The organism is Hymenobacter mellowenesis, from assembly GCF_030581005.1.
GTDB lineage: Bacteria > Bacteroidota > Bacteroidia > Cytophagales > Hymenobacteraceae > Hymenobacter > Hymenobacter mellowenesis.
The window spans coordinates 19299-41311 of sequence record NZ_JAUQSX010000020.1 but is presented as its reverse complement, the minus strand read 5'-3'; the positions used below and the strand labels follow the sequence as shown (position 1 = coordinate 41311).

Sequence of the window (22013 nt, the reverse complement as noted above, 5' to 3'; positions counted from 1 at the left end):
TGCTGATTTCTAGTTGAAGAAATTCCACCGCACCCCGAACTGAAAGCGCCGCGGGTAGCCCGTATAAAAGGGCGTGGTGAAATAGCCGTTCGAAATGATGCCCTGGTTGATGTAGGCCATTTTCAGGAACACCGAAACCGCTTTGATATCGGCCGAGAAAAACACGTCGGCCACGGCGTGATTGGTGATGGTGAAATGGTCTTGCTGGTAGAACTGCTGGGTGCTGGGGCTGTAGTCGAACGCCCGGTAGCGGGATTGGTAATACACCTGAATACCGGTCTGGGTGAACATGGCTTTGCGAAAAATATAGCTTTCGTAGAACACCCGCGAGTTGGTCACCAGATTCGGAATGCGGATGCCGTTCACGTCGCCGCCCCGCGTGTAGGTGGCCTGGTTGTCGAAGCCCACCCGCCCGAAATGCACCTGGTGCCGGGCGTGCACAATCTGCAGGTCTTTGGCCGCGGTTTCTTGTTCGGGCATGCCCGCCGTGTTGTAATACACCAGGTTGGCGAGATTAACCAGGCTGGCGCTGCCCTCAAAATGCTGCTGCGTGAAGCGCCCAAAATCGGGCAGGCGGAAGCGCAGGCGGCCGGTGAGCTGGGTGCTGCTGGTGTTGCTGAATTCGGTAGCCGTGCCGGGCAGGTGATGCCATTCGTAGTTGTTGCCCACCAACTCCTGCTGCGTGAGCGTGGGCGAATACGACGAGCGCAACGCCTCCACCGACAGCGGCCCCGTGCGCACCGAGGCCCGCAGCCAGTACTCGTCAAACAGCTTGTACTCGCCGGCCGCCTCCACGGCGTAAATCTTGTGGTAGTTGAAGGCCACCGTGCCGCCCACAAACGCCTGGGTAAACGTGCGGGTGGGCGCGCCCTGCACCAGCGAGTCGCCGGTAGTGGCGCGCACGGGCCGGAACTGGTTCACGTAAAGCGTTTTGGTGGCCAGGCTGGCGTTGCGCAGGCGGCCGTAGAGACGGTATTCCACTACGTCGGTGCGGCCCAGCACGCCGAACGTGTTTTCCACCTGCCGAAACTCGGCCCGGTCGAGAATGGCGGTGGTGTTGCGCAGCACGCGCGGGTAAAAGAGCACCCGCGGGTAGTACACCTCGGCCGAGTTGAGGCGCTGCAGGGCCTGGTCGGAGTAGCTGTTGTACTGGCGCTTGGCGTCGAAGGTGTGGTACACGGTGAGGCCCCGGCCCAACAGGCGGTAGGTTTGGGTGAAGTACAGCTCGTCGCGGTGCTCGGTATTGATGGCCTTCGTCAGGTACACGCGCTCGGCGCCGTAGTTGAACAGCTGGTTCGGCGCGATGGTCACGGAGTCCGTTCCTCCATCTGGCAGCTCCCGGGTTCTGACCGGCCAGATACCGCCCTGCTCCACGCCGCTGTGCCGGGCATTGCCAATGTTGAACAGCAAGTGGTACCGCTCGCTCTCGGATTGCAGGCGGCCGTACAGCATCAGATTGGAGTGCTCCACCAGGCCCTTGCCGAAACCCGCGCCACTGGTGGCCAATACTTTATTCGAGGCAATGCGCTCGTAGTTGAAGCCCACGCTGAAGTTTTTCTTCAGGCTACGGCTGTAGTTGAACTCAAAAACCTGCTCGCCGGCGCCGGACTGAATGTACCGGAAAAACGAGAACGGCGAGCGGGAGTCGTAGTACGGCACCTGGCTGGCATCGTGGGCGTATTTGTTGAACACGTCGCGCCCGAAGCGGGCGCCCAGCTGCAGGTTGGGCTGGTAGAGCAGCGGGCGCGAGGCCGTGCCCACGGCCCCCAAATCCTGCTGAAACGTGGTGTCGTGCATCCAAAACCGGTCCTGCGGGAAGTGCGTGAGCGTGGTATCGAGCGGAGTGCCGCCGGTGGAGTCGCGCAGCACCTCGGCTTCGTAGATGACGCGGGTAGTTTTCGGGCCGTACACCACCTTGGTGGAGTCGTCGAGCACCTGCGCGCGGGCGGCGGGCGCGGCCAGCCCCATCAGCAGCAACAAAGCCAGCAGCCGCGGCCAGCATCTTAATATTCCTCGTTGTGGGGGCTTCAATCAGGTAGCGGATGCGCCGGAGCCCGGCAGGGTTAAAATCAAATCAGGGAGCAATGGCGCGCTTTCCGGGCAGCATCTGCCGCAATGCTGCGGCACCCGTTCCCAGAAACGCCACCCGCACCGGAATGGTATAGATGGAAAGCCCCGCCAGCGCAGGCCGTAATTCGGCCGCTTGCAGGCGCGTGGCGTCCTTTTCCGTTGTAAAAATAGGCCAGCCCGGCTGCCAATGCTGCCGCAGGGCCACAAAGTCGGTGGGCTGGAAGACGTGGTGGTCGGCGAAATGCGCGTGGTAGCGCAGGTCGTAGCCCTGAGAGTCAAGGTATTCGCGTAGCGGCCCCGACTGCGCAATGCCGGTGAGCAGCAGCGCTGGCCCCGGCGTTGGCAAAGGCGATGCGCCAGGCATTACCTCATTCCCATTGGTTTCAGGCAGCGTCACCAGGGCTTGGGGCGCACCATAGTCATACCCCGAAAACAGCACCGGCACGGCTGCGCGGCTGTAGCGGCCAATGCGCTGCCTGATGACCTCCCGCGCGGTTTCGGTCAGGCCAACGGGGCATTTAGTAACGATGACGACATCGGCCCGGCGGGCGCCGCTACGGCTTTCGCGCAGGCGGCCAGCCGGCAGCACAAAGTCCTCATAAAATGGCCGGGCATATTCGGTCAGCAGCACGTTGAGCGTGGGGCGCACAGCACGGTGCTGGTAGGCATCGTCGAGCACGATAATCGTGATTTCGGGATGCGTTTCTACCAAGAGCCGAACGCCCAGACCCCGCTTTTCAGCCACCGCCACGGCCACCGCTTGCCCCGCGAAATGCCCGAAGTATTGCCACGGCTCGTCGCCCACCGTTGCGGCCGAATCAGCGGGGCCGGCCAGGCGCGGGCCGGTGGTTTGGCGGCCGTAGCCCCGGCTCAGGATGGCCGGGCGGTGGCCCTGGCGCAGCAATTCTTCCACCAGCCAGATGACGTGCGGGGTTTTGCCGGTGCCGCCCACCCGCAGGTTGCCCACGCCCAGCAAGGGCACGGCGAAGGCTTCCGATTTCTTCCAGCCTCGGTCATACAACCAGTTGCGCACGGCCATCACGCCGGCGTAGAGCCAGGAAAACGGTAGCAGCAAAATCACCAGCAAACGGCCCATACGCCCCCAAAAGTACGGCAGCTTTGGCCGGCGCCCGGCGCGTACTTTTGGCTTATGTCTACCCTGGCCGACCGTCTGCTGCATTTCCTGACCACCTTTCCCCTGCCCCCGGCCCTGCCCGCCGGCGTCGAAGCCCACAGCCCCTTCCGCGAGCCGCCGGTGCGGGAGTTGCTCACGCGCTTTGCCCAACGATATTACGCCGACAACCAGCCCCGCGTGGCCCTGCTGGGCATCAACCCCGGCCGGCTGGGCATGGGCCGCACTGGCGTCGCCTTCACCGACCCCGCCGCGCTGGCTGAGCACTGCGGCATTGCCAACGACCTCCCGCGCGGCCGGCCAGAAACCTCCACCCAATTCGTATACAAGGTCATCAACGCCATGGGCGGCTCGGCCGAGTTCTACCAGCATTTCTACGTCAGCTCGCTCTACCCGCTGGTGCTGCTGAAAAACGGCCTGAACTACAACTATTACGACTCACCCGCCTTAGTCAAAGCCCTGTGGCCGGATATCCAGCTTTCCCTGCGCCAGCAAGTGGAAGAGCTGGGCCTGCGCCGCGACGTGGCCGTGAGCCTGGGCAAGCGCAACGGCGAGTTTTTCAAGCGCCTGAACACCGAGTTGGGCCTGTTCGATGAAATTATCGTGCTCGACCACCCGCGCTACCTCATGCAATACCGCAGCCGCGACGAAGCCGCCAACGTAGCGAAGTACGTGGAGACGCTGGGCGGACTTCTTTCTGAACGGACTTCTTTCTGAATAAAAACAGAACGTCATGCAGTGCGCAGCGAAGCATCTTTACTGCAACAGTAAATAATTGCGTTGCGCGGTAGAGATGCTTCGCTGCGCTCTGCATGACGGCCATTACCAAATTTTCACACCATGCCCACCGTTCAAGACCTCGCCCGCCTGCTCGAAGCCGCCGCGCCCCTCGCCTACCAGGAAAGCTACGATAACGCCGGCCTGCAGTGCGGGAGCCCGCAGGCCGAAATCACCGGCGTGCTCATCACCCTCGACTGCACGCCCGCCGTGGTGGCCGAGGCCGTGCGGCGCGGCTGCAACGTGGTGGTGGCCCACCATCCGGTCATTTTCAGGCCGCTCAAGCGCCTCACCGGCGCCAACGAAGTCGAGCAAACCATCATCGCCGCCCTCAAAAACGATGTGGCCATCTACGCCGCCCACACCAACCTCGACAACGTGCGCGGCGGCGTGAACGACAAACTGGCCGAGAAATTAGGCCTACTGAAAACCCGCGTGCTGGCTCCGCAAAGCGGAATTTTAGCCCGCCTCAGCATTTACGTGCCCAACCGGCCCGAAGACCAGCAGGCCGACGTAGCCGGCCGCGTGCTGGCGGCCCTCTACGCTGCCGGCGCCGGCCAGATTGGCCAGTATTCGGCCTGCAGCTTTCAGGCCGAGGGCACGGGCACCTTCACCCCCGGCACGGGCACGCAGCCTGCCATTGGTGCCCAGCACCAGCCCGAAACTGTGTCCGAAAAGCGGCTCGAAGTGCTGCTGCCCCTGCATCGGCAAGCGGCCGTGCTGCGCGCTTTGCGTGCCGCGCATCCTTATGAAGAAGTTGCTTATGAATTGATTAAACTGGAAAACGTGCACCAGGAGGTGGGCGCCGGTATGGTTGGCGAATTGCCGGAAGCGTTGGAGCCGGCCGCGTTTCGGCAGCTGCTGAAGCAGCAGCTGCTAGTGCCAGTGGTGCGCCACACGGCATTTGAAAAGCCCATCAAAACCGTGGCCATTTGTGGCGGGGCGGGGGCTTTCCTGATTAGCGCGGCGCGGGCCAGCGGGACCGACGCCTACGTGACCGGCGACGTGAAATACCACGAGTTTTTTGGGGCCGAGGGGCAGCTCATGCTCTGCGACGTGGGCCATTTTGAGAGCGAACAGTTCACCAGTGAGGTGTTTCGGGATTTGCTAACGGCCGGATTTGGACGTACTTTTGCGGTCTTAATCGCTGAAACCCCTACGAACCCCGTTCAATATGACTGCTAAAAGTGCCGCCGTGGCTCCCGCCGACGTTCCCGTAGCCGCCAAGCTCGAAGCCCTGCTCACCCTGCAGCACCTCGACTCGCAGCTCGACGAAATCCGGCGCGTGCGCGGTGATTTGCCCGAGGAAGTGCGGGATTTGGAAGACGAAATCGCGGGCTACGAAGTGCGCGTAAAGAAGTTCGACGAAGACATTCAGGGCCTCAACGACTTCATCAAGAGCCGCAAGCAGGCCAGCAAGGACGCCGAGTCGCTCATCAAAAAGTATGATGAGCAGCAGCAGAACGTGCGCAACAACCGCGAGTTCGAGGCCATTGCCAAGGAAATTGAGCTGCAGCGCCTGGAAATCCAGATTGCCGATAAGAAAATCAAGGAAGCCCAGTACCAGATTGACGTGAAGAATGCCGAAATCAGCGGCACCAAGTCGAAGCTGGACGAGCGCCGCAAGGACCTCGACAACAAAAAGTCGGAGCTAGACACCATCGTGGGCGAGAACGAGGAGGAAGAGCGCACCATCATGACCCAGCGCGAGGAAGCCACCAAGCCGGTGGAAGACCGCCTGCTGACGGCCTACACCCGCATCCGCGGCAACGTGCGCAACGGCCTGGCCGTGGTGCTGGTGCGCCGCGACGCCTGCGGCGGCTGCTTCAACACGGTGCCGCCCCAGCGCCAGGCCGACATTATCTCGCACAAAAAAATCATCGTGTGCGAGCACTGCGGCCGCATCCTGGCCGACGTGGAAGCCCGCATTTCCTAAGCTCGGCTGACCGGAAACTCAGAAATCTGATTTACTGATTGAAAGCGTAGAAAAGGAACGGCCCGGTGTCGTTCCTTTTTTCATTTAAACTCTTGCATGGCGTCTCTGGCCAACGTTTTCCGCTGTTTGGTACCGGCGCGCGCTTTGGCGGCGCGGCGGGCGGGCCGGGTGGCGGGTTGGCTGCTATTTCTGAGCTGCGCCGCCGACACCGCACCCGCAGCCGGCGGCGCTAGGCAGCCCACCGAAACCGTAGCAGCTTCGGGCGAGCTTACGCCCAACTGCCGCCGCGCCTACGCTGAGGTGCTGAAGCTGCGGCTGGGGCCGGCCCGTGAGTTGCTACGGCCCGATCTGGCGGGCACGCCCGCCGCGCCCGCCCCCCTGCTGGTGGCCAACTGTGTCGACTTTGCCGACCTGCTCCTGAACCAGGACGCCGCCCGCTACGAGGCCATAGCCAGCGCCCAAGAAGCCCGGTTAGCCGCCCTGGACAAGGCGCCGGCCAGCGTCCTGCGCGACTACGCCCGCGCCGAAATGACCTTGCATCTCGGGCTGAGTCAGTTGCTGTTCAAGCACGTGGTGATGGGCGGCTACCATTTGCGCAGCGGCTACCGCCAGATGCAGGATGTGGTGAAGCACTACCCAGCGTTTCTGCCGGCACGCAAGACACTGGGCATCTACCAGTTTGCAGTAGGCTCTTTGCCCGAGGGCTACCACTGGCTGCTGAGCTTGCTGGGCCTGACGGCCAGTTCCGGCGAGGGCCTGAAAAACTTGGCCCTGGCGGCCGCCCAGCCCCACGACTTCCAAATCGAAAGCCAGATTTTTTTCAGCCTGATTCGGGAGAGCTACTACAAAAAGCCCGAGGAAGCCCTGCGCCTGGCTGAGCGCCTGCACGCCCAGCAGCCCGACAACCTGCTGTTTTCCTACCTGCTCATCAGCATCAACAAGCGCCAGCACCACGGCGAGGCCGCCCTGGCCGCCTACCGCGCCCGGCCCACCGGCCCCGGCTACGCGCCCGTGCCCTACCTGCGCCACATGGCCGCCGACCTGCTGCTCTACAAAGGCGACTACGACGATTCGGAGCGCGAAAACCTGGCGTTTCTGCGCGAGTACAAAGGTCTGCACTACCGCAAGGACGCGGCGTTTAAGCTCTACCTGGCCGCGTGGCTGGGCGGGGCGCCGGCGGCTACCGTGGCCCGCTACCGCGCCCAGATTAACCAGCCCGGCCCCACCGACGTGGAGGAAGACAACTACGCCCAGCACTACTACCACGAAGCCGTGGCCCTGAACCCCGTCCTCACCCGCGCCCGCCTGCAAACCGATGGCGGCTACAACCAGCAGGCCCTGGCCACCTTGCGCGGCTTCCACAGCACGCCCACCACGCTCTGGCGCGACCGGATTGAGGAGCCCTACCGCCGGGCCCGCGCCTTCCAGGGCCTGGGCCGGCTCGATTCGGCCTGGTTTTACTTCGAACGCACCCAAACCGTGGCCGGCCCCAAAGCGCCGTACTACTTTGCGGCCCAGGCGGCCCTACAGCAAGGCTACCTGGCCCAGGAAGCCGGCAAGAAAGCCCAGGCGCGGTTCTACTTCGAAAAAGCCCTGCACTACCCCTGGCACGAATACAAAAACAGCACCGACGCCAAAGCCACGCTGGCCCTGCGCGAGTTGAAATAAGCGGACTGCTTGGTAAGTATTGATTAATTGAACGTTGCGCGGTGACTTCGAACCCTCTGGTTATTCCCCTTGCCGAACTGCCCGCCGACTTTCGGGTGCGGGCCCTGCACTGGGGCGCGCAGTTTGCGCACTGCGCCTACTTCGAGCACAACGACCTGACCTACCCGCAAGGGCCATTCCGGCGCCTGCTGGCGGTGGCGCCGGCGGGCGCAGCAACCGTCAATTCGCTCAGTGAGCTGGCGTATGCAGAGGCGCCGGAATTGCGCTGCGGGTTCATCGGCTACGACGTTAAGAATGATATTGAGGCGCTGTCGAGTCAGAACTTCAACGGGATGGGCTGGCCGCAGCTGGCCTTTTTCACTCCGCGAACCTGGCTGATTTGGCAGCTTGAATCAGTTGAAATTCACGGCTTAACCGCGAATGTATTAAACCAGATTCTAGCTTTTCCCATTCCGTCTGCTGCGGCGCCACAGGTGCCCGAGCTGCGGCCCCGCATGCCCAGTGCGGACTACCTGCGCGCCGTCGAAGCCATTCGGACCGACATCCTCAACGGCGAAGTGTACGAACTGAATCTGTGCCAGGAATTCTACGCCGAACGGGTGGCCCTGCAGCCCGTCGATGTGTTCTGGCGGCTGATGGAAGCCTCGCCTGCCCCCTTCGCGGGCTTCGTGCGTTGGCACGAGCAGTTTTTGCTCTGCGCCTCGCCCGAGCGGTTTCTGGCGCGGCAAGGTTCGCGCATCAGCTCGCAGCCCATCAAGGGCACCATCCGGCGCGGCAGCACGCCGGCTGAGGACGCCGAGCAGCGCGCGCAACTGCTGCACGACGAAAAGGAGCGCGCCGAAAACCTCATGATTGTGGACCTGGTGCGCAACGACCTCGCCCGCCTAGCTCAAACCGGCACCGTGCGCGTGCCCGAGCTGTTTGGCCTCTACCCTTTCCGGCACCTCTGGCAAATGATTTCCACCGTGGAAGCCGACCTACCTCCCGGCGTGAAAATGCCCGAAATACTGCGCGCCACCTTCCCGATGGGCTCGATGACGGGCGCGCCAAAAATCCGGGCCATGCAGCTCATCGAGCACTACGAAACCACCCGGCGCGGCCTTTACAGCGGCAGCATCGGTTACGTGTGGCCCAACGGCGATTTCGATTTCAACGTCGTCATCCGCTCGCTCCAGTACCGGCAGGATACCGGCTACCTCAGCTTCGAGGTCGGCTCGGCCATCACCTACGACTCCGACCCGGAGCGTGAATACGACGAATGCCTGCTGAAAGCCAGGGCGTTGCTGGAAGTACTGGGGGCGAGGGTTGGGGAATGAGGACGTCATGCAGAGCGCAGCGAAGCATCTTTACCGCAAGAGTAATTTGATTTACTGCTGCGGTAAAGATGCTTCGCTGCGCTCTGCATGACGTCCTCAATAACATAGCGTCCCTGCCATTCTGTCATTTTACGGCCGGCTGCCGTATCTTTGTCCTCCGCCGAAAAGCGTTTAGAATATGGCCCAGCCCCTGTTAACCTTAGATTTTTTAGATAAAGCCGCTCCCACCGCCGAGGCGACGCCCAGCGGCGACGTGCGCGTGACCGCCGCTACCCGCACCGGCCGCCAGCGCAAGCTCTACATTGAGAGCTACGGCTGCCAGATGAATTTCTCGGACTCGGAAATCGTGACGAGCATACTGTTTGATGAGGGCTTCGATACCACCGACGACCTCGCCAATGCCGACCTCGTGCTGCTCAACACCTGCTCCATCCGCGAGAAGGCCGAGCAGACGGTGCGCATGCGCCTCAAGCAGATTAACTCGCACAAAAAGCGCAAGCCCGGCATGCTCGTGGGCGTGCTCGGCTGCATGGCCGAGCGGCTGAAAAGCAAGTTTCTGGAGGAAGAGAAAATCGTGGACCTCGTGGTGGGCCCCGACGCCTACCGCGACCTGCCCGGCCTCATCAGCCAGGTCGATGGCGGCCAGAAGGGCGTGAACGTGCTGCTGAGCCGCGAGGAAACCTACGCCGACATCACGCCCGTGCGCCTGAACTCGAACGGCGTGATGGCCTTCATCAGCATCATGCGCGGCTGCGACAACATGTGCTCGTTCTGCGTGGTGCCCTTCACCCGCGGCCGCGAGCGCAGCCGCGACGCCCACAGCATCATTCAGGAAGCCAGCGCCCTGGTAGCGGCCGGCTACAGGGAAGTGACCCTGCTGGGCCAGAACGTGGACTCCTACAAATGGGCCTCGGCCGACGGCCTGGAGCACGTCAACTTCGCCCAGCTGCTGGAGCGCGTGGCCCTCATCAGCCCAGAGCTTAGGGTGCGCTTCTCCACCTCGCACCCTAAGGACATCACCGACGAGGTGCTGCACACCATGGCGCGCCACCACAACATCTGCAAGTACATCCACCTGCCGGCCCAGAGCGGCAACTCGCGCGTGCTGGCCCTCATGAACCGCACTTACGACCGGCCCTGGTACGAGGAGCGGGTGCGCGCCATCCGCCGGATTTTGGGCGAAGACTGCGCCATCTCGACCGATATGATTGCCGGTTTCTGCTCCGAAACCGAGGAGGAGCACCAGGATTCGCTCAGCCTGCTCGACTTGGTGCAGTACGACATGGCCTACAACTTCTTCTACTCGGAGCGCCCCGGCACGCTGGCCGCCCGCAAGCTCGAAGACGACATTCCGCTGGAAACCAAGAAGCGCCGCCTGCAGGAAATCATTGATTTGCAGCAGCTGCACGCCCGCGCCCGCTACGCCCGCATGGTGGGCCGGGTGCATCAGGTGCTGGTGGAAGGCCCCTCCAAACGCTCGGCCGAGCACCTGAGTGGCCGCAACGACCAGAACCAGGTCGTCATCTTCCCCAAGGGTAACGCCCGGAAAGGCGACTACGTGAACGTGCTGGCTACCAGTACCACAGGCGCGGCGCTGCTGGGCGAGATGGTGTAGAGACGCGCCGCGGCGGGTTCGGCGGCCTCGCCGATTGCCAGGCTTAAGGGGCACCATCCCCGAAAGTACGCGCCCTAGTGCGCTCTTACCGTTTTATTCCATTCTGACTTCCCTTTGACACCTTCCGAAATCCAATCCATCAAGCTCCGGTTCGGCATCATCGGCAACGCGCCGGCGCTGAACTACGCCATTCAGGTGGCCGCCCAGGTGGCACCCACCGACATGACGGTGCTCATCACCGGCGAAAGCGGGTCGGGCAAGGAGTCGTTTTCCAAGATTATCCACGCCCTCTCGCCGCGTAAGCACGGGCAGTTCATTGCCATCAACTGCGGCGCCATTCCCGAAGGCACCATTGATTCGGAGCTATTTGGCCACGAAAAGGGCTCCTTCACCGGCGCCAACGAGGCCCGCAAGGGCTACTTCGAGGTGACTAACGGCGGCACCATTTTCCTCGATGAGATTGGGGAAATGCCGCTGGGCACGCAGGCCCGCCTGCTGCGCGTGCTCGAGAACGGCGAGTTTATTCGGGTGGGCAGCAGCAAGGTGCAAAAAACCGACGTGCGCGTGGTGGCCGCCACCAACGTGAACCTGCTCGACCGCGTGCAGGCCGGCACCTTCCGCGAAGACCTGTACTACCGACTGAACACGGTGCCCATCACAGTGCCGCCGCTGCGCGAGCGCGGCGAGGACATCTACCTGCTGTTCCGCAAATTTGCTTCCGATTCGGCGGAGCGCTACCGCAGCCGGCCCATCACGCTGCTACCCGATGCGGTGCAGGCGCTAACCCGCTTCCGCTTCCCCGGCAACATCCGCCAGCTCAAGAATATCGCGGAGCAGATTTCGGTGCTCGAAACCGAGCGCGAGCTGGACGCCCGCCGGCTAGCCCCCTACCTGCCGCAGGACCAGACCAGCCGCCTGCCTATGCTGCTAGGCGGCCCCGGCGCCCCCGACGGGGCCACGGCCGGCTACTCGGAGCGCGACTTGCTCTATAAAATCCTGTTCGACATGCGCCGCGACATGACGGACCTCAAGAAAATGGTGCTGGAACTGGCCACCGGCCAGCGCCCCCAAGAGGCCCAGGAGCTGCTGCGCCAAAACAGCCACCTCTTCAGCAATACCGGCCCGGCCAGCGCGTTTGAGGGCGGCCCGGGCGCGGAATACTTCCTGCCGCCCGCCCCCAGCACCTACAACAACGAGCCCGCCACCGGCTACGACGACGAAGCCCCGGTGGAAGACATTCCGCACGAAACCGAGGAAGAAACGCTTTCGCTCGATGTGAAGGAGCGCGAGATGATTCTCAAGGCCCTGAAGAAGCACAACAACAAGCGCAAGTACGCCGCCCACGATTTGGGCATCTCAGAGCGCACGCTCTACCGCAAACTCAAGCAATATGACCTGGAGCAAGTTTGATTTAGCTATTGGCTTTAAGCTGCTGGCTGTTGGCTTTTTCTCTCTTTTTAGCCGCCGCGCTATCAGCTATCAGCTATTGGCTATAAGCTTAATGACCAGCGGCTGTGGCATCTACTCCTTCAATGGCACCAACATTGACCCGGCGGTGCGCACTATTTCCATTTCCACGATTCAGAACAACTCCCCGACGGGCCCGGCTTTTTTGACGCAGCGCTTCACCGAGGATTTGAAGGACTATTTCCAGCGCAATACCAACCTGAAGTTGGTGCCGCGCGACGGCGACCTGCAGTTTGATGGCAACATTGTGGCTTATGATTTTGCCCCGGCATCCATCCAACAGGTGAACGGGGTAAGCCAGGCCGGCTCCAACCGCCTCACCATTCAGGTTAAAATCCGCTTCACCAACACCAAGGACGACAAGCAGAGCTTCGAGCAGATATTCCAAAACTTCGACGACTACGCCGCCGACCGCAACATCGCCACCATCAACAGCGACCCAAACACCGTGCGTACGACCACGACCAAAATCATCACCGATATTTTCAATAAATCGGTGGCTAACTGGTAGGCGCCAAGAGCGGTGATTTTGATAAAACACAAACGTTGAAGGCCTTGCCATTGACCGTTGGCTTCGCCCTAGGCTGCTGGCAAAAAAACAGGTGGAGATTTGCGTAAATTGACGTAATGTTGCGCCCCCATTCTTCCGTCGACCCGATGGAATTGAAGTAGTTATTCGTTCGCTGCTGCCTTTCTTAAGTCATTTTACGCTCGTGACCCGCGCCACGCTTTTACAGGTTCTTGCCCGCCCCACGGCCCTTGGCCCGGCGGAAGTGCGCGAACTGGAGCAGTTGGCCCAGGCCTTTCCCTATTGCCAGACGGCCCACTTGCTGCTGGCCAAAGCCGCCCACGACCACGGCACCATGCTGGCCGGCCAGCGCCTGCGCCGCGCCGCTACCTACGCTGCCGACCGCACCCTGCTGCGCCGCCTGATTGAGGAAGTAGAGCCGGCCCCCGTCGCGCCGCCCGTTGAGGACACTTGGGAGAAAATGGACATTGCCCTTCCTACCGAGCTACAGCCAACGGAAGCGCTGGTACCCATGGCATTGGTTGCGGCACCGACGCCGCCGACCGAAACCTTTCCGGTGGTTGAAGCACCCGCGGAAGCAGCCCCTGAAGTGCCGCCTTTGGCTCCGGTAGCTGAAGTGGCTCCAGCTACTCCAGAACCAGCGCTTGTTCCGGAGCCGGCGCCAGTATTGACTGCGCCAGTGCCTTCCCCCATCCAGGAAATTACTGAGCCGGTGGCGATTGCGCTGCCCCCGGCACAGGCGCCAACAGAGGTTTCGGTAATTGACGTGCCCGCCGCTGCAGTGACTCCTGCCGTTGAAACCGAGCCTGATGCGGCACCAGAAGCTGAAGCGGCGACTGACTTGGTAATTACAACTGCGACACAGTTTGAGCCGGAAACTGAGGGAAAGCCAGCACTCGCGTTAGCGGCCACTGGGGCCAATGATGCCGCTGTTTCACCGGTGTTAATAGACCGGGAAGGCGTGGATATTCCCGCCACTTCGCCAGCCTTACCTGGCTCAATTCCGCTGATTCCGGAAGCCGCGCCCGAAGACGAACCGGACTTGCCCGCGCAGGCACCGGCCATCCGCCCGCCCGTGGAAGCGGGCGAAGCGCGCTTTGAATTTGGCCTGTCCGAACCGCCGCCCACCCCGCCGACGTACGAGTTGCCGGGGCTGGTGGATGAGTGGGCCGCTGCCGCCGTCACCCTCAGTTTGGGTGGCCCGGAGCCGGCGGCCGGCTTCCCGGCGCTGGGTTCCGGGGCCTTGCCCGCGCCGCCAGTTCTCACACCGGCCGCCTTTATCGGCGACGCGACCGTCGGCTATGGCTTCGGCGAAAGCAGCCGACTGGGCTTTTCCATGCAACTGCTGGACCTGCTGACCGATAAAGCGGAAAAAGACGCGGTACTCGCAACTGCCGTCCCCCCCGCGGCTCCCCTGCCGCCCGCCGGTGCCTTCTTCGAGCCTGACCAACTGCTACTCGACCACTGGGCCACGCACCGCCCACCGGCCCCGGTTTTGCCTTCTTCGGTCGACCTTATCAACAACTTCCTCAAGCGCCAGCCGCGCCTCACCCGGCCGGGCATGCTGCCGCCCGCGCCCGGCGGCCAAACCGACCTCAGCGTGCGCAGCACCCGCGCCGAACCCGATTTGGTGTCCGAAAACCTTGCCCGCATCTTCGTGCGCCAGGGCAAAACTGCCCGGGCCATTGAGATTTATGAGAAATTAATGGTGAAACAGCCGGAAAAAATGGCGTACTTTGCGGCCCAAATACAATCTTTGCAACCTTCGGCGTAGTTCGCCTTTCTTCTTTTTGATTCCATGTATATCGCCGTCATCGTTCTGATTCTTGTTGTGTGCTTCCTGCTGGCTCTCGTAGTGCTGGCCCAAAATCCCAAGGGCGGCGGAATTTCCAGCCAGTTCAGCGCCGGCGGCGCGGCCAGTATGATGGGTGTGAAGCGCACCGGCGACTTGCTCGAAAAGCTGACCTGGGGCTTCGCCATTGGCTTGGTGGTGCTGTCGCTCGGTACACACATGCTCACCGGCACCACCGCCGGCCCCGCGCGCAGCGTGAACCAGCAGCGCGCCCTCGAAACCAAACTGCCCGCTCCCGCCCCAGCCCCGAACTCATCCGCTCCGGCTACATCGGCCCCGGCCGGCACCAGCACGGCCCCGGCAGCCGAGCCTGTCGCTCCCGCTACTCCCGGCAAATAAACTGCTGCGCTAACCCCGCTACCGTTTCCAAAAGCCGGTTGCTTCCCTCGCGAAGCAACCGGCTTTTTCCATTCAGGTCTGGTGGCACTATCGGTTTTTTGGCAACTTTGCGCCCGTGATGGCGGCCCCGGTTCGCTTCTCTGCCACTGCAGCTGCCCAGATTCTGCCCATTTTGTCAGGTTTGGCGGGCTGGCACGGGAAATGAGACAGGGCCGGGCACGTAGTTTTTAACCTTAATTCAACCCAAATACACCCAAAATGGCACTTAGCATGAAACCGCTGGCCGACCGCGTTATTGTTCGCGCCGCCGCCGCCGAGGAGAAAACCAAATCCGGCATCATCATCCCCGATACGGCCAAGGAAAAGCCCCAGCGCGGCGAAGTAGTGGCCGTGGGCGAAGGCAAAACCGCCGACAGCGGCTCGCTCATCAAGCCCCAGGTGGCCGTGGGCGACCAGGTGCTCTACGGCAAGTACGCCGGCACCGAAATCACCGTCGACGGCGAGGACCTGCTCATCATGCGCGAGTCGGACATTTTCGCTGTGCTCTAAGCCACAGGCTTGGTCCCGCGAAAATTCATAACTCATAATTCATAACTCATAATTCTTCCCAACGTGGCTAAGAACATCCAATTCGACACCGAAGGCCGCGCCCGCTTGCAGGCCGGTGTGAACAAACTGGCGAACGCCGTGAAAGTGACCCTCGGCCCCAAAGGCCGCAACGTCATCATCGACAAGAAATTCGGCGCACCCTCGATTACCAAGGACGGCGTGACCGTGGCCAAGGAAATTGAGCTGCGCGACCCCATCGAAAACATGGGCGCTCAGCTCGTGAAAGAAGTGGCGTCGAAAACGGCCGACCAGGCTGGCGACGGCACCACCACCGCCACCGTACTGGCCCAGGCCATCTACACCGCTGGCTCGAAAAACGTGGCCGCCGGGGCCAACCCGATGGACCTGAAGCGCGGCATCGACAAGGCGGTTATCGCCGTGGTGGCCAACCTGAAATCGCAGTCGAAGAAAATCGAGAACAACTCGGAAATCGCCCAGGTGGGCACAATTTCAGCCAATAACGACGCGGAAATCGGCAAAATGATTGCCGATGCCATGGACAAAGTTGGTAAAGAAGGCGTCATCACGGTGGAAGAAGCCCGTGGTACCGAAACCGAAGTGAAGACGGTGGAAGGCATGCAGTTTGACCGCGGCTACCTCTCCCCTTACTTCGTGACCAATCCCGAGAAAATGGAGGTTGAGTTCGACTCGCCCTACGTTCTCATCTACGACAAGAAGGTGAGCACCATGAAAGAGCTCCTGCCCGTGCTGGAGCAGGTGCTGCAAACCGGCAAGCCCCTCGTCATCATCTCGGAAGACGTGGACGGTGAGGCCCTCGCTACCCTAGTGGTGAACAAGCTGCGCGGCTCGCTGAAAATTGCCGCCGTGAAGGCTCCTGGCTTCGGCGACCGCCGCAAGGCCATGCTGGAAGACATCGCCACCCTCACGGGCGGTACCGTTATCAGCGAAGAGCAAGGCTACAAGCTCGAAAACGCGACCCTGGAATACCTGGGCACGGCCGAGAAAATCATCATCGACAAAGACAACACGACCATCGTGAACGGCAAAGGCTCGAAGGACGCTATCAGCGGCCGCATCAGCCAGATTAAAGCCCAGATGGAAACCACCACGTCGGACTACGACAAGGAGAAACTGCAGGAGCGCCTCGCTAAGTTGAGCGGTGGCGTGGCTATTCTCTACATCGGCGCTTCGACTGAAGTGGAAATGAAAGAGAAGAAAGACCGGGTTGACGATGCCCTGCACGCCACCCGCGCCGCCGTTGAGGAAGGCGTGGTGCCCGGCGGCGGCGTGGCCCTGGTACGTGCCATTGAGGCCCTCGAAGCTGTGGACACCCACAATGCCGACGAGCGCACCGGCGTGAACATCATCCGCACGGCCCTGGAGGCTCCCCTCCGCACCATCGTGGCCAACGCCGGCGGCGAAGGCTCGGTAGTGGTGCAGAAAGTGCGCGAAGGCAAAGGCGACTACGGCTACAACGCCCGCGAAGACCGTTACGAAAACCTGGTAGCCGCTGGCATCATCGACCCCACCAAGGTGACCCGTCTGGCCCTCGAAAATGCTGCTTCCATCGCCGGCCTGCTGCTGACGACCGAAGCCGTGATTTCGGACGAGCCCGAGCCCAAAGAAGCTGGCCATAGCCACGGCGACGGCGGCATGGGTGGTATGGGTGGCATGGGCGGCATGATGTAATCGACCGCCGATTATAACGGATTTGACGGATTACGTAGATTCGTTGTAGCCCAAGAGAAAGCCCCGCTGGCAGTGCCAGCGGGGCTTTTTTTATGGATTTCAATTGGACTATTCTGTCGGACCATCCTTAGTTTTTACAAATGCCAACGCCACAATGAAGGCAACAGCCGTACCCAAGCCAATCCAGTTATAGTGAAGCGCCTGGCACAAATCGCGGCCATCAACCACGGAAATGCAGTCGTTGTCTTCCATTTCGTACTTGAGGCTGACCATCGTATTGATGATGCCCAACCCACAAAACAGAAACACCAGTGCGCCCAGAGCCTGTAAGAAACGATGGAGCGTGAGCGGAATGAGCGGCTTCAAAATCATGGTCTAAGATAAAGCAAAAGCCCCCGACACTAGTGCATCGGGGGCTTTTACTATAGGGTTGTCAGGGCTTTAAGCTGCCACAACGGGAGCTACATTGGCATCGGGCTCGTCGGCCATCATTTTGGTCAGCTTGCGGTAGATGAGCAACAGCAGGAACGCCGTGGCTCCGCAGAGCACCACAAACACCATGAAGAACTCATAGAGTCCGGTAATCTCAAAGCCCAGGAAGTGCGGGGCGGGTTTGCCCGGCTCGGGGTAGAGTGCGCCCAGCGTGCCGGAGAATTTGTTGCCCGTGGCAATAGCCAGAAACCATACGGCCATCATCAGCGAAGCCACGCGCACGGGAGCCAGTTTGTTTACCAACGCCAGGCCGATGGGCGACAGGCACAGCTCGCCGAAGGTGTGCAGCAGGTACATAGCCGTGAGCCAGAACATGCTCACTTTGGTGTCGGCCGTTACGCCTTTCACGCCAAAGGCAATGACCAGATAGCCCACGGCCAGCAGGGCCAGGCCGTAGGCCATTTTGAGAGGCGAGGACGGCTCTTTGCCGCGCTTGCTCAGCCACGTCCAGAGCACGGCAAACACCGGGGCGAAGATGATGATGCCGAAGGGGTTGATGGTTTGGAAGAAGGACGCCGGCACCAGGAAGCTGCCCAGCTGGCGGTCGGTCTGTTTGTCGGCAAAGGTGGTGAGGGAGTTGCCGGCCTGCTCGAAAGCGGCCCAGAAGAAAATCACGAAGAAGCCGAGAATGAGCACCACGTTGATTTTGCGGCGCTCGACGGGCGTGAGGGATTTATCGGAAAGCACGGCGATGGGCACCACCACCATGGCCGAGTAAATCAGCGAATCGATAATTTTCTGGTCGAGCACCACGAAGTAGAGCAGGGCAAATACCCCGGCGAACAGGGCCACCAGCAGCAGGTTCTTGCGGGTGTTGCCAGCCGATTCGCTGGCCGTTTGCACGGCCCGAAGCTCGGGGCGGGCGCCCAGGGGCGTGCCGTCGGCATTCACGATGAAGCGGCCCTTCAGAAATTCAAACGTGATGGTGCCCAGCAGCATGCCGATGCCCGCCAGCAGGAAGCCCCACTTGAAATCGGCCGGCCGGCCGGTGTCGCCGAAGTAGCCGCACACGATGGGCGCGAAGGTGGCGCCCAAGTTGATACCCATGTAAAAGATGGTGTAGGCCACGTCGATGCGGCGGTCACGCGGCGGGTAGAGGTTGCCCACCATGCTGGAAATGTTCGGCTTGAAGAAGCCGTTGCCGAAGATGAGCAGCGCCAGTCCGACGTAGAAAGCCATGTGGGCAAAGCTGGCGTTCTGGTAGGAGCTGGCCGAGGCAAACAGCACAAACTGCCCCAGCGCCATCATCAGCCCGCCCACCATAATCGAGCGGCGGTTGCCCCAGTACCGGTCAGCAATGTAGCCGCCCAGCAGCGGCGTCAGGTACACCAGGCCGAGGTAGGAGCCGTACAGGTTGGAGGAATCGGCCTCACTGAACAGCAGGGCCTTCACCATGTACAGCTTCATGATGGCGCGCATGCCGTAGAACGAAAAACGCTCCCACATTTCGGTGGTGAACAGCACGTACAAGCCCTTGGGGTGGCTTGTCGATTCCGCAGCGAGCGGTTGCTCGGTCTGAGCAGAGATGGTTTGCATAGAAAAAACGAGGGTGAGAAATGAGTTGATGGCGGGGGAAATCGGCCCGGCTGCGCGTGTCGTGCATTGCGGGCACGGTAAATCTAGGAAAGTTTCGGCATTGTGAAGGTTTTGCGGTAGGTCAGCCAACACGCCGTCTGTCATCCTGAGCGCAGCGCAGGACCTTATCACCGCTGCTGTCGTAAGTAGTCACTGCAAGTCGTTTATTGGTAATAAGGTCCTTCGCTGCGCTCAGGATGACACTGAAGCGTCTCCTTTCACCGCTTTGCAAGCTGATTCGCTCCGGTAAGCCTTTGCACGGTAGGCAGCCGGCGCCAGCCCGGTTTGCTTGCGGAAAAACCGGGTGAAATACCCAGGGTCGACGAACTGCAGCTCGTAGGCGATTTCGGCCACCGAGAGCGAGGTATATAAAAGGTAGTTGTGGGCCTTGCGAATGGTGTGGGCCTGCACAATCTGCTGGGCGGTTTTCCCCTTCACGGCCTGGCAGATGCGGTTGAGGTGCACCTGCGTAATCTTGAGTTCCTGGGCAAACTGCGAAATCTTCTTCTCGAAGGGTGCGGCGCGCTCAATGGCTTTCTGGAACTCGCGGAAGTAGTGCAGGGCACGGTTGGGGCTCTCCTGCTTGCGGCGGTTGTGCTGCAGCAGGCGAAAGATTTTCACAAACAGCAGCTTGAAGTAGCCATTCAGCGCCAGCTGCTTGCCGGGCAGTTCGGAGTAGATTTCCTGGTGAATCCGCATTTCCAAATCCAGCAAATCGCCAAAAGTGACTTCGGTACTGAAATCGGACAAAATGTGCAGGGAGTTGAGCTCGACCAGCACGCCCGGCGTGGCCTGCAGAATGGTGTCGAGCAAGGCTTCAGAGAGGGTGAGCGTGCGGCCCTTCACCTGCGGGCTGAAGGTGAAGCCATGCACTGTATTGGCCGGAATGATGACCAGGCAGGGCGTGCGCAGCGGCACCGGCTCGGGCGCCTCGAAGGACGCACGGCCGGCTTCGAGGAAGAACAGTTGGAACAGGTTTTCGTGCAAATGCGGCTTGAGTCCCCAGTCGGTGGACCGGGGGCGGGGGGCGATGAGCTGGCTTTGCAGGTAGTCGTGCGACAACTGGGCCTTGCTGTCGCCGTAGATTCCGTTGTAGCGGGCAATGTTGGTAGCCATGAGCGTGCAGATTGGTAGGGACAAAGCAAACCACTTGCGGGCTAGGTGTCGAATTTTTCCTATTCCTACCGCCCTGTTTTGCCGTATGTGTGATTCAAATGTAAAGCCGGGAAGCGGGATGGTTTAATTTGTCCCGTTAAAGAAAGCAATTGTTTCACTCCCGGCCGGCCCGCCATTTCTACCTTTGTATCCTCAGCCACGAGAACTCCCACCCAACACTTTCATCATCATGCAAGCATCCACCAATCCTGCCACCGACACCCACAATCGTTTGCAGCCGTTGGGCTTCAACGAAACGGCTACCGTTCACCTTAATTTAACGCCTGCCGCGCTCGTGGAGCACGCTTTGCGTAACGGCGAAGGCCACCTTACTGATGCCGGCGCACTGATGGCCGACACCGGCAAATTCACCGGCCGCTCGCCCAAGGACCGGTTTGTGGTGAAGGACGAAAACACCGAAAACAGCGTGTGGTGGGGCGACATCAACATCCCCTTCGCCCCCGAGAAATTCGACCAGCTGCACCAGAAAATGGTGGCCTACCTGGCCGACAAGGAGCTGTACGTGCGCGAAGCCTACGCTGGCGCCAACCCCGACTACCAGCTCAAGCTGCGCGTGGTGAACGAGCAGGCCTGGCACAACCTGTTCTGCTACAACATGTTCCTGCGCCCCGAAGAAGGCGCCGACACCAGTTGGACGCCCGACTTCAGCATCATCTGCGCCCCCGGCTTCGAGGCCGACCCGGCCGTGGATGGCACCCGCCAGCCCAACTTCGCCATCATCAACTTCACCAAGAAGATGATTCTGATTGGCGGCACGGGCTACGCCGGCGAGATGAAAAAAGGCATTTTCGGCGTGCTGAACTACCTGCTGCCCCACGAGCACAACACCCTGAGCATGCACTGCTCGGCCAATGTGGGCAAGGACGGCGACACGGCCATCTTCTTCGGCCTCTCGGGCACCGGTAAAACGACACTCTCGGCTGACCCCAACCGCGGCCTCATCGGCGACGACGAGCACGGCTGGACGCCCAATGAAGGCATCTTCAACTTTGAAGGCGGCTGCTACGCCAAGGTCATCGACCTGAGCAAGGAGAAGGAGCCCGAGATTTACGACGCCATCCGGTTCGGCTCCATCGTAGAGAACACGCGCTTCATCCCCGGCACCCACACCGTGGACTACGCCAACAAGTCGGTGACCGAAAACACGCGCACCGCCTACCCCATCAACTTCATTCCGAACGCCATTGAGCCCGGCGTGGCCGATGCGCCGAAGAACATTTTCTTCCTCACGGCCGATGCTTTTGGCGTGATTCCGCCCATCAGCAAGCTCGACAAGTCGCACGCCATGTACCTGTTCATGTCGGGCTACACGGCCAAGGTGGCCGGCACCGAAATGGGCGTAACCGAGCCACAGACTACGTTTTCGGCGTGCTTCGGCGCGGTGTTCCTGCCGCTGCACCCCACCAAATACGCTGAGATGTTGGGCCAGAAGATGGACGAAAATCCCGACATCAACGTGTGGCTCATCAACACGGGCTGGACCGGCGGCAGCTATGGCACCGGCCACCGTATGAAGCTGCCCTACACCCGCGCCATGATTACGGCCGCGCTCGAAGGCAAGCTCGACGACGTGAAATACCGCAAACACCCCATCTTCGGCATGGAAGTGCCCGGCGCGGTGCCCGGCGTACCCGCCGAAATCCTGGACCCGCGCAATACCTGGGCCGACAAGGAAGCCTACGACAAAACCGCGTCGGACCTGGCCGAGAAGTTTGTCGAAAACTTCAAGAAGTACGCCGAGTTTGCCAACGAGGAAATCCTGGCCGGCGCGCCCCGCGTGGCGGTCGAAGCGTAAGGTTCCCGAGCAGTT

The 22013-nt window shown here is 61.2% G+C and carries 18 protein-coding genes; 13 read left to right on the top strand and 5 right to left on the bottom strand.

Translation table 11 applies throughout. From position 1 onward, the window contains the following. Nucleotides 1-9: 9 nt before the first annotated feature. Nucleotides 10-1980: a putative porin gene (locus Q5H92_RS25400; protein ID WP_305014388.1), complete on the bottom strand. Its 1971-nt coding sequence runs from the start codon at nucleotides 1978-1980 to the stop codon at nucleotides 10-12. A gap of 94 nt (nucleotides 1981-2074) precedes the next feature. Continuing rightward, on the bottom strand, nucleotides 2075-3166 hold the full coding sequence (gene lpxK / locus Q5H92_RS25395) for a tetraacyldisaccharide 4'-kinase (RefSeq protein ID WP_305014387.1): 1092 nt from the start codon (nucleotides 3164-3166) through the stop codon (nucleotides 2075-2077). A 54-nt stretch (nucleotides 3167-3220) separates the two neighbouring features. Here lpxK and Q5H92_RS25390 point away from each other — a divergent pair, with 54 nt between their 5' ends. The 12 genes from Q5H92_RS25390 to groL all read left to right on the top strand — a co-directional run bounded on the left by Q5H92_RS25390 (nucleotide 3221) and on the right by groL (nucleotide 16960). Further along, a complete protein-coding gene (locus tag Q5H92_RS25390; RefSeq protein WP_305014386.1) occupies nucleotides 3221-3919 on the top strand; it encodes a uracil-DNA glycosylase family protein in 699 nt (232 codons plus the stop codon). A gap of 123 nt (nucleotides 3920-4042) precedes the next feature. Further along, nucleotides 4043-5164, top strand: coding sequence for a Nif3-like dinuclear metal center hexameric protein (locus tag Q5H92_RS25385; protein WP_305014385.1), 1122 nt, complete (start codon nucleotides 4043-4045; stop codon nucleotides 5162-5164). Further along, nucleotides 5154-5915, top strand: coding sequence for a zinc ribbon domain-containing protein (locus tag Q5H92_RS25380; protein WP_305014384.1), 762 nt, complete (start codon nucleotides 5154-5156; stop codon nucleotides 5913-5915). The genes Q5H92_RS25385 and Q5H92_RS25380 overlap by 11 nt, the downstream gene beginning before the upstream one ends. Nucleotides 5916-6011: 96 nt before the next feature. Then, nucleotides 6012-7583 (top strand): tetratricopeptide repeat protein, encoded by a 1572-nt coding sequence (locus Q5H92_RS25375; RefSeq protein WP_305014383.1) that lies wholly within the window; start codon nucleotides 6012-6014, stop codon nucleotides 7581-7583. Nucleotides 7584-7624: 41 nt separating this feature from the next. Further along, on the top strand, nucleotides 7625-8899 hold the full coding sequence (gene pabB, locus Q5H92_RS25370; protein WP_305014382.1) for an aminodeoxychorismate synthase component I: 1275 nt from the start codon (nucleotides 7625-7627) through the stop codon (nucleotides 8897-8899). A 178-nt stretch (nucleotides 8900-9077) separates the two neighbouring features. After that, nucleotides 9078-10514, top strand: a complete 1437-nt coding sequence (gene miaB, locus Q5H92_RS25365; RefSeq protein WP_305014381.1) for a tRNA (N6-isopentenyl adenosine(37)-C2)-methylthiotransferase MiaB — start codon at nucleotides 9078-9080, stop codon at nucleotides 10512-10514. A 114-nt stretch (nucleotides 10515-10628) separates the two neighbouring features. Beyond that, on the top strand, nucleotides 10629-11924 hold the full coding sequence (locus Q5H92_RS25360) for a sigma-54 interaction domain-containing protein (RefSeq protein ID WP_305014380.1): 1296 nt from the start codon (nucleotides 10629-10631) through the stop codon (nucleotides 11922-11924). A 91-nt stretch (nucleotides 11925-12015) separates the two neighbouring features. Next, nucleotides 12016-12492: an LptE family protein gene (locus Q5H92_RS25355; protein ID WP_305014379.1), complete on the top strand. Its 477-nt coding sequence runs from the start codon at nucleotides 12016-12018 to the stop codon at nucleotides 12490-12492. Between the two features lie 202 nt (nucleotides 12493-12694). Continuing rightward, nucleotides 12695-14284, top strand: a complete 1590-nt coding sequence (locus Q5H92_RS25350; RefSeq protein WP_305014378.1) for a DUF8458 domain-containing protein — start codon at nucleotides 12695-12697, stop codon at nucleotides 14282-14284. A gap of 24 nt (nucleotides 14285-14308) precedes the next feature. Next, nucleotides 14309-14701, top strand: a complete 393-nt coding sequence (gene secG, locus Q5H92_RS25345; RefSeq protein ID WP_305014377.1) for a preprotein translocase subunit SecG — start codon at nucleotides 14309-14311, stop codon at nucleotides 14699-14701. 258 nt (nucleotides 14702-14959) lie between these two features. Beyond that, entirely contained in the window at nucleotides 14960-15250 is a 291-nt protein-coding gene (gene groES, locus Q5H92_RS25340) for a co-chaperone GroES (protein ID WP_068232777.1), read from the top strand. A 63-nt stretch (nucleotides 15251-15313) separates the two neighbouring features. Further along, the gene (groL, locus tag Q5H92_RS25335) at nucleotides 15314-16960 is read left to right on the top strand and encodes a chaperonin GroEL (protein ID WP_305014376.1); all 1647 of its coding nucleotides are present in this window, start codon (nucleotides 15314-15316) and stop codon (nucleotides 16958-16960) included. Nucleotides 16961-17068: 108 nt separating this feature from the next. Here groL and Q5H92_RS25330 read toward each other — a convergent pair whose 3' ends face one another. The 3 genes from Q5H92_RS25330 to Q5H92_RS25320 all read right to left on the bottom strand — a co-directional run bounded on the left by Q5H92_RS25330 (nucleotide 17069) and on the right by Q5H92_RS25320 (nucleotide 20143). Further along, on the bottom strand, nucleotides 17069-17332 hold the full coding sequence (locus Q5H92_RS25330) for a hypothetical protein (protein WP_305014375.1): 264 nt from the start codon (nucleotides 17330-17332) through the stop codon (nucleotides 17069-17071). A 69-nt stretch (nucleotides 17333-17401) separates the two neighbouring features. Further along, nucleotides 17402-18988 (bottom strand): peptide MFS transporter, encoded by a 1587-nt coding sequence (locus Q5H92_RS25325; RefSeq protein ID WP_305014374.1) that lies wholly within the window; start codon nucleotides 18986-18988, stop codon nucleotides 17402-17404. A 231-nt stretch (nucleotides 18989-19219) separates the two neighbouring features. After that, the gene (locus tag Q5H92_RS25320) at nucleotides 19220-20143 is read right to left on the bottom strand and encodes an AraC family transcriptional regulator (RefSeq protein WP_305014373.1); all 924 of its coding nucleotides are present in this window, start codon (nucleotides 20141-20143) and stop codon (nucleotides 19220-19222) included. Between the two features lie 229 nt (nucleotides 20144-20372). Between Q5H92_RS25320 and pckA the strand changes: the two genes are divergently transcribed. After that, nucleotides 20373-21998 carry a phosphoenolpyruvate carboxykinase (ATP) gene (gene pckA, locus Q5H92_RS25315; RefSeq protein WP_305014372.1) on the top strand — a complete coding sequence of 542 codons (1626 nt, stop codon included), beginning with the start codon at nucleotides 20373-20375 and terminating at the stop codon, nucleotides 21996-21998. The last annotated feature ends 15 nt before the right edge of the window (nucleotides 21999-22013 follow it).

Coding starts and splice junctions, on each gene's coding strand:
- lpxK (WP_305014387.1), bottom strand. CDS start 3,166: ATGGGCCGTTTGCTGGTGATTTTGCTGCTACCGTTTTCCTGGCTCTAC.
- Q5H92_RS25390 (WP_305014386.1), top strand. CDS start 3,221: ATGTCTACCCTGGCCGACCGTCTGCTGCATTTCCTGACCACCTTTCCC.
- Q5H92_RS25385 (WP_305014385.1), top strand. CDS start 4,043: ATGCCCACCGTTCAAGACCTCGCCCGCCTGCTCGAAGCCGCCGCGCCC.
- Q5H92_RS25380 (WP_305014384.1), top strand. CDS start 5,154: ATGACTGCTAAAAGTGCCGCCGTGGCTCCCGCCGACGTTCCCGTAGCC.
- Q5H92_RS25375 (WP_305014383.1), top strand. CDS start 6,012: ATGGCGTCTCTGGCCAACGTTTTCCGCTGTTTGGTACCGGCGCGCGCT.
- miaB (WP_305014381.1), top strand. CDS start 9,078: ATGGCCCAGCCCCTGTTAACCTTAGATTTTTTAGATAAAGCCGCTCCC.
- Q5H92_RS25355 (WP_305014379.1), top strand. CDS start 12,016: ATGACCAGCGGCTGTGGCATCTACTCCTTCAATGGCACCAACATTGAC.
- secG (WP_305014377.1), top strand. CDS start 14,309: ATGTATATCGCCGTCATCGTTCTGATTCTTGTTGTGTGCTTCCTGCTG.
- groES (WP_068232777.1), top strand. CDS start 14,960: ATGGCACTTAGCATGAAACCGCTGGCCGACCGCGTTATTGTTCGCGCC.
- Q5H92_RS25330 (WP_305014375.1), bottom strand. CDS start 17,332: ATGATTTTGAAGCCGCTCATTCCGCTCACGCTCCATCGTTTCTTACAG.
- Q5H92_RS25325 (WP_305014374.1), bottom strand. CDS start 18,988: ATGCAAACCATCTCTGCTCAGACCGAGCAACCGCTCGCTGCGGAATCG.
- Q5H92_RS25320 (WP_305014373.1), bottom strand. CDS start 20,143: ATGGCTACCAACATTGCCCGCTACAACGGAATCTACGGCGACAGCAAG.
- pckA (WP_305014372.1), top strand. CDS start 20,373: ATGCAAGCATCCACCAATCCTGCCACCGACACCCACAATCGTTTGCAG.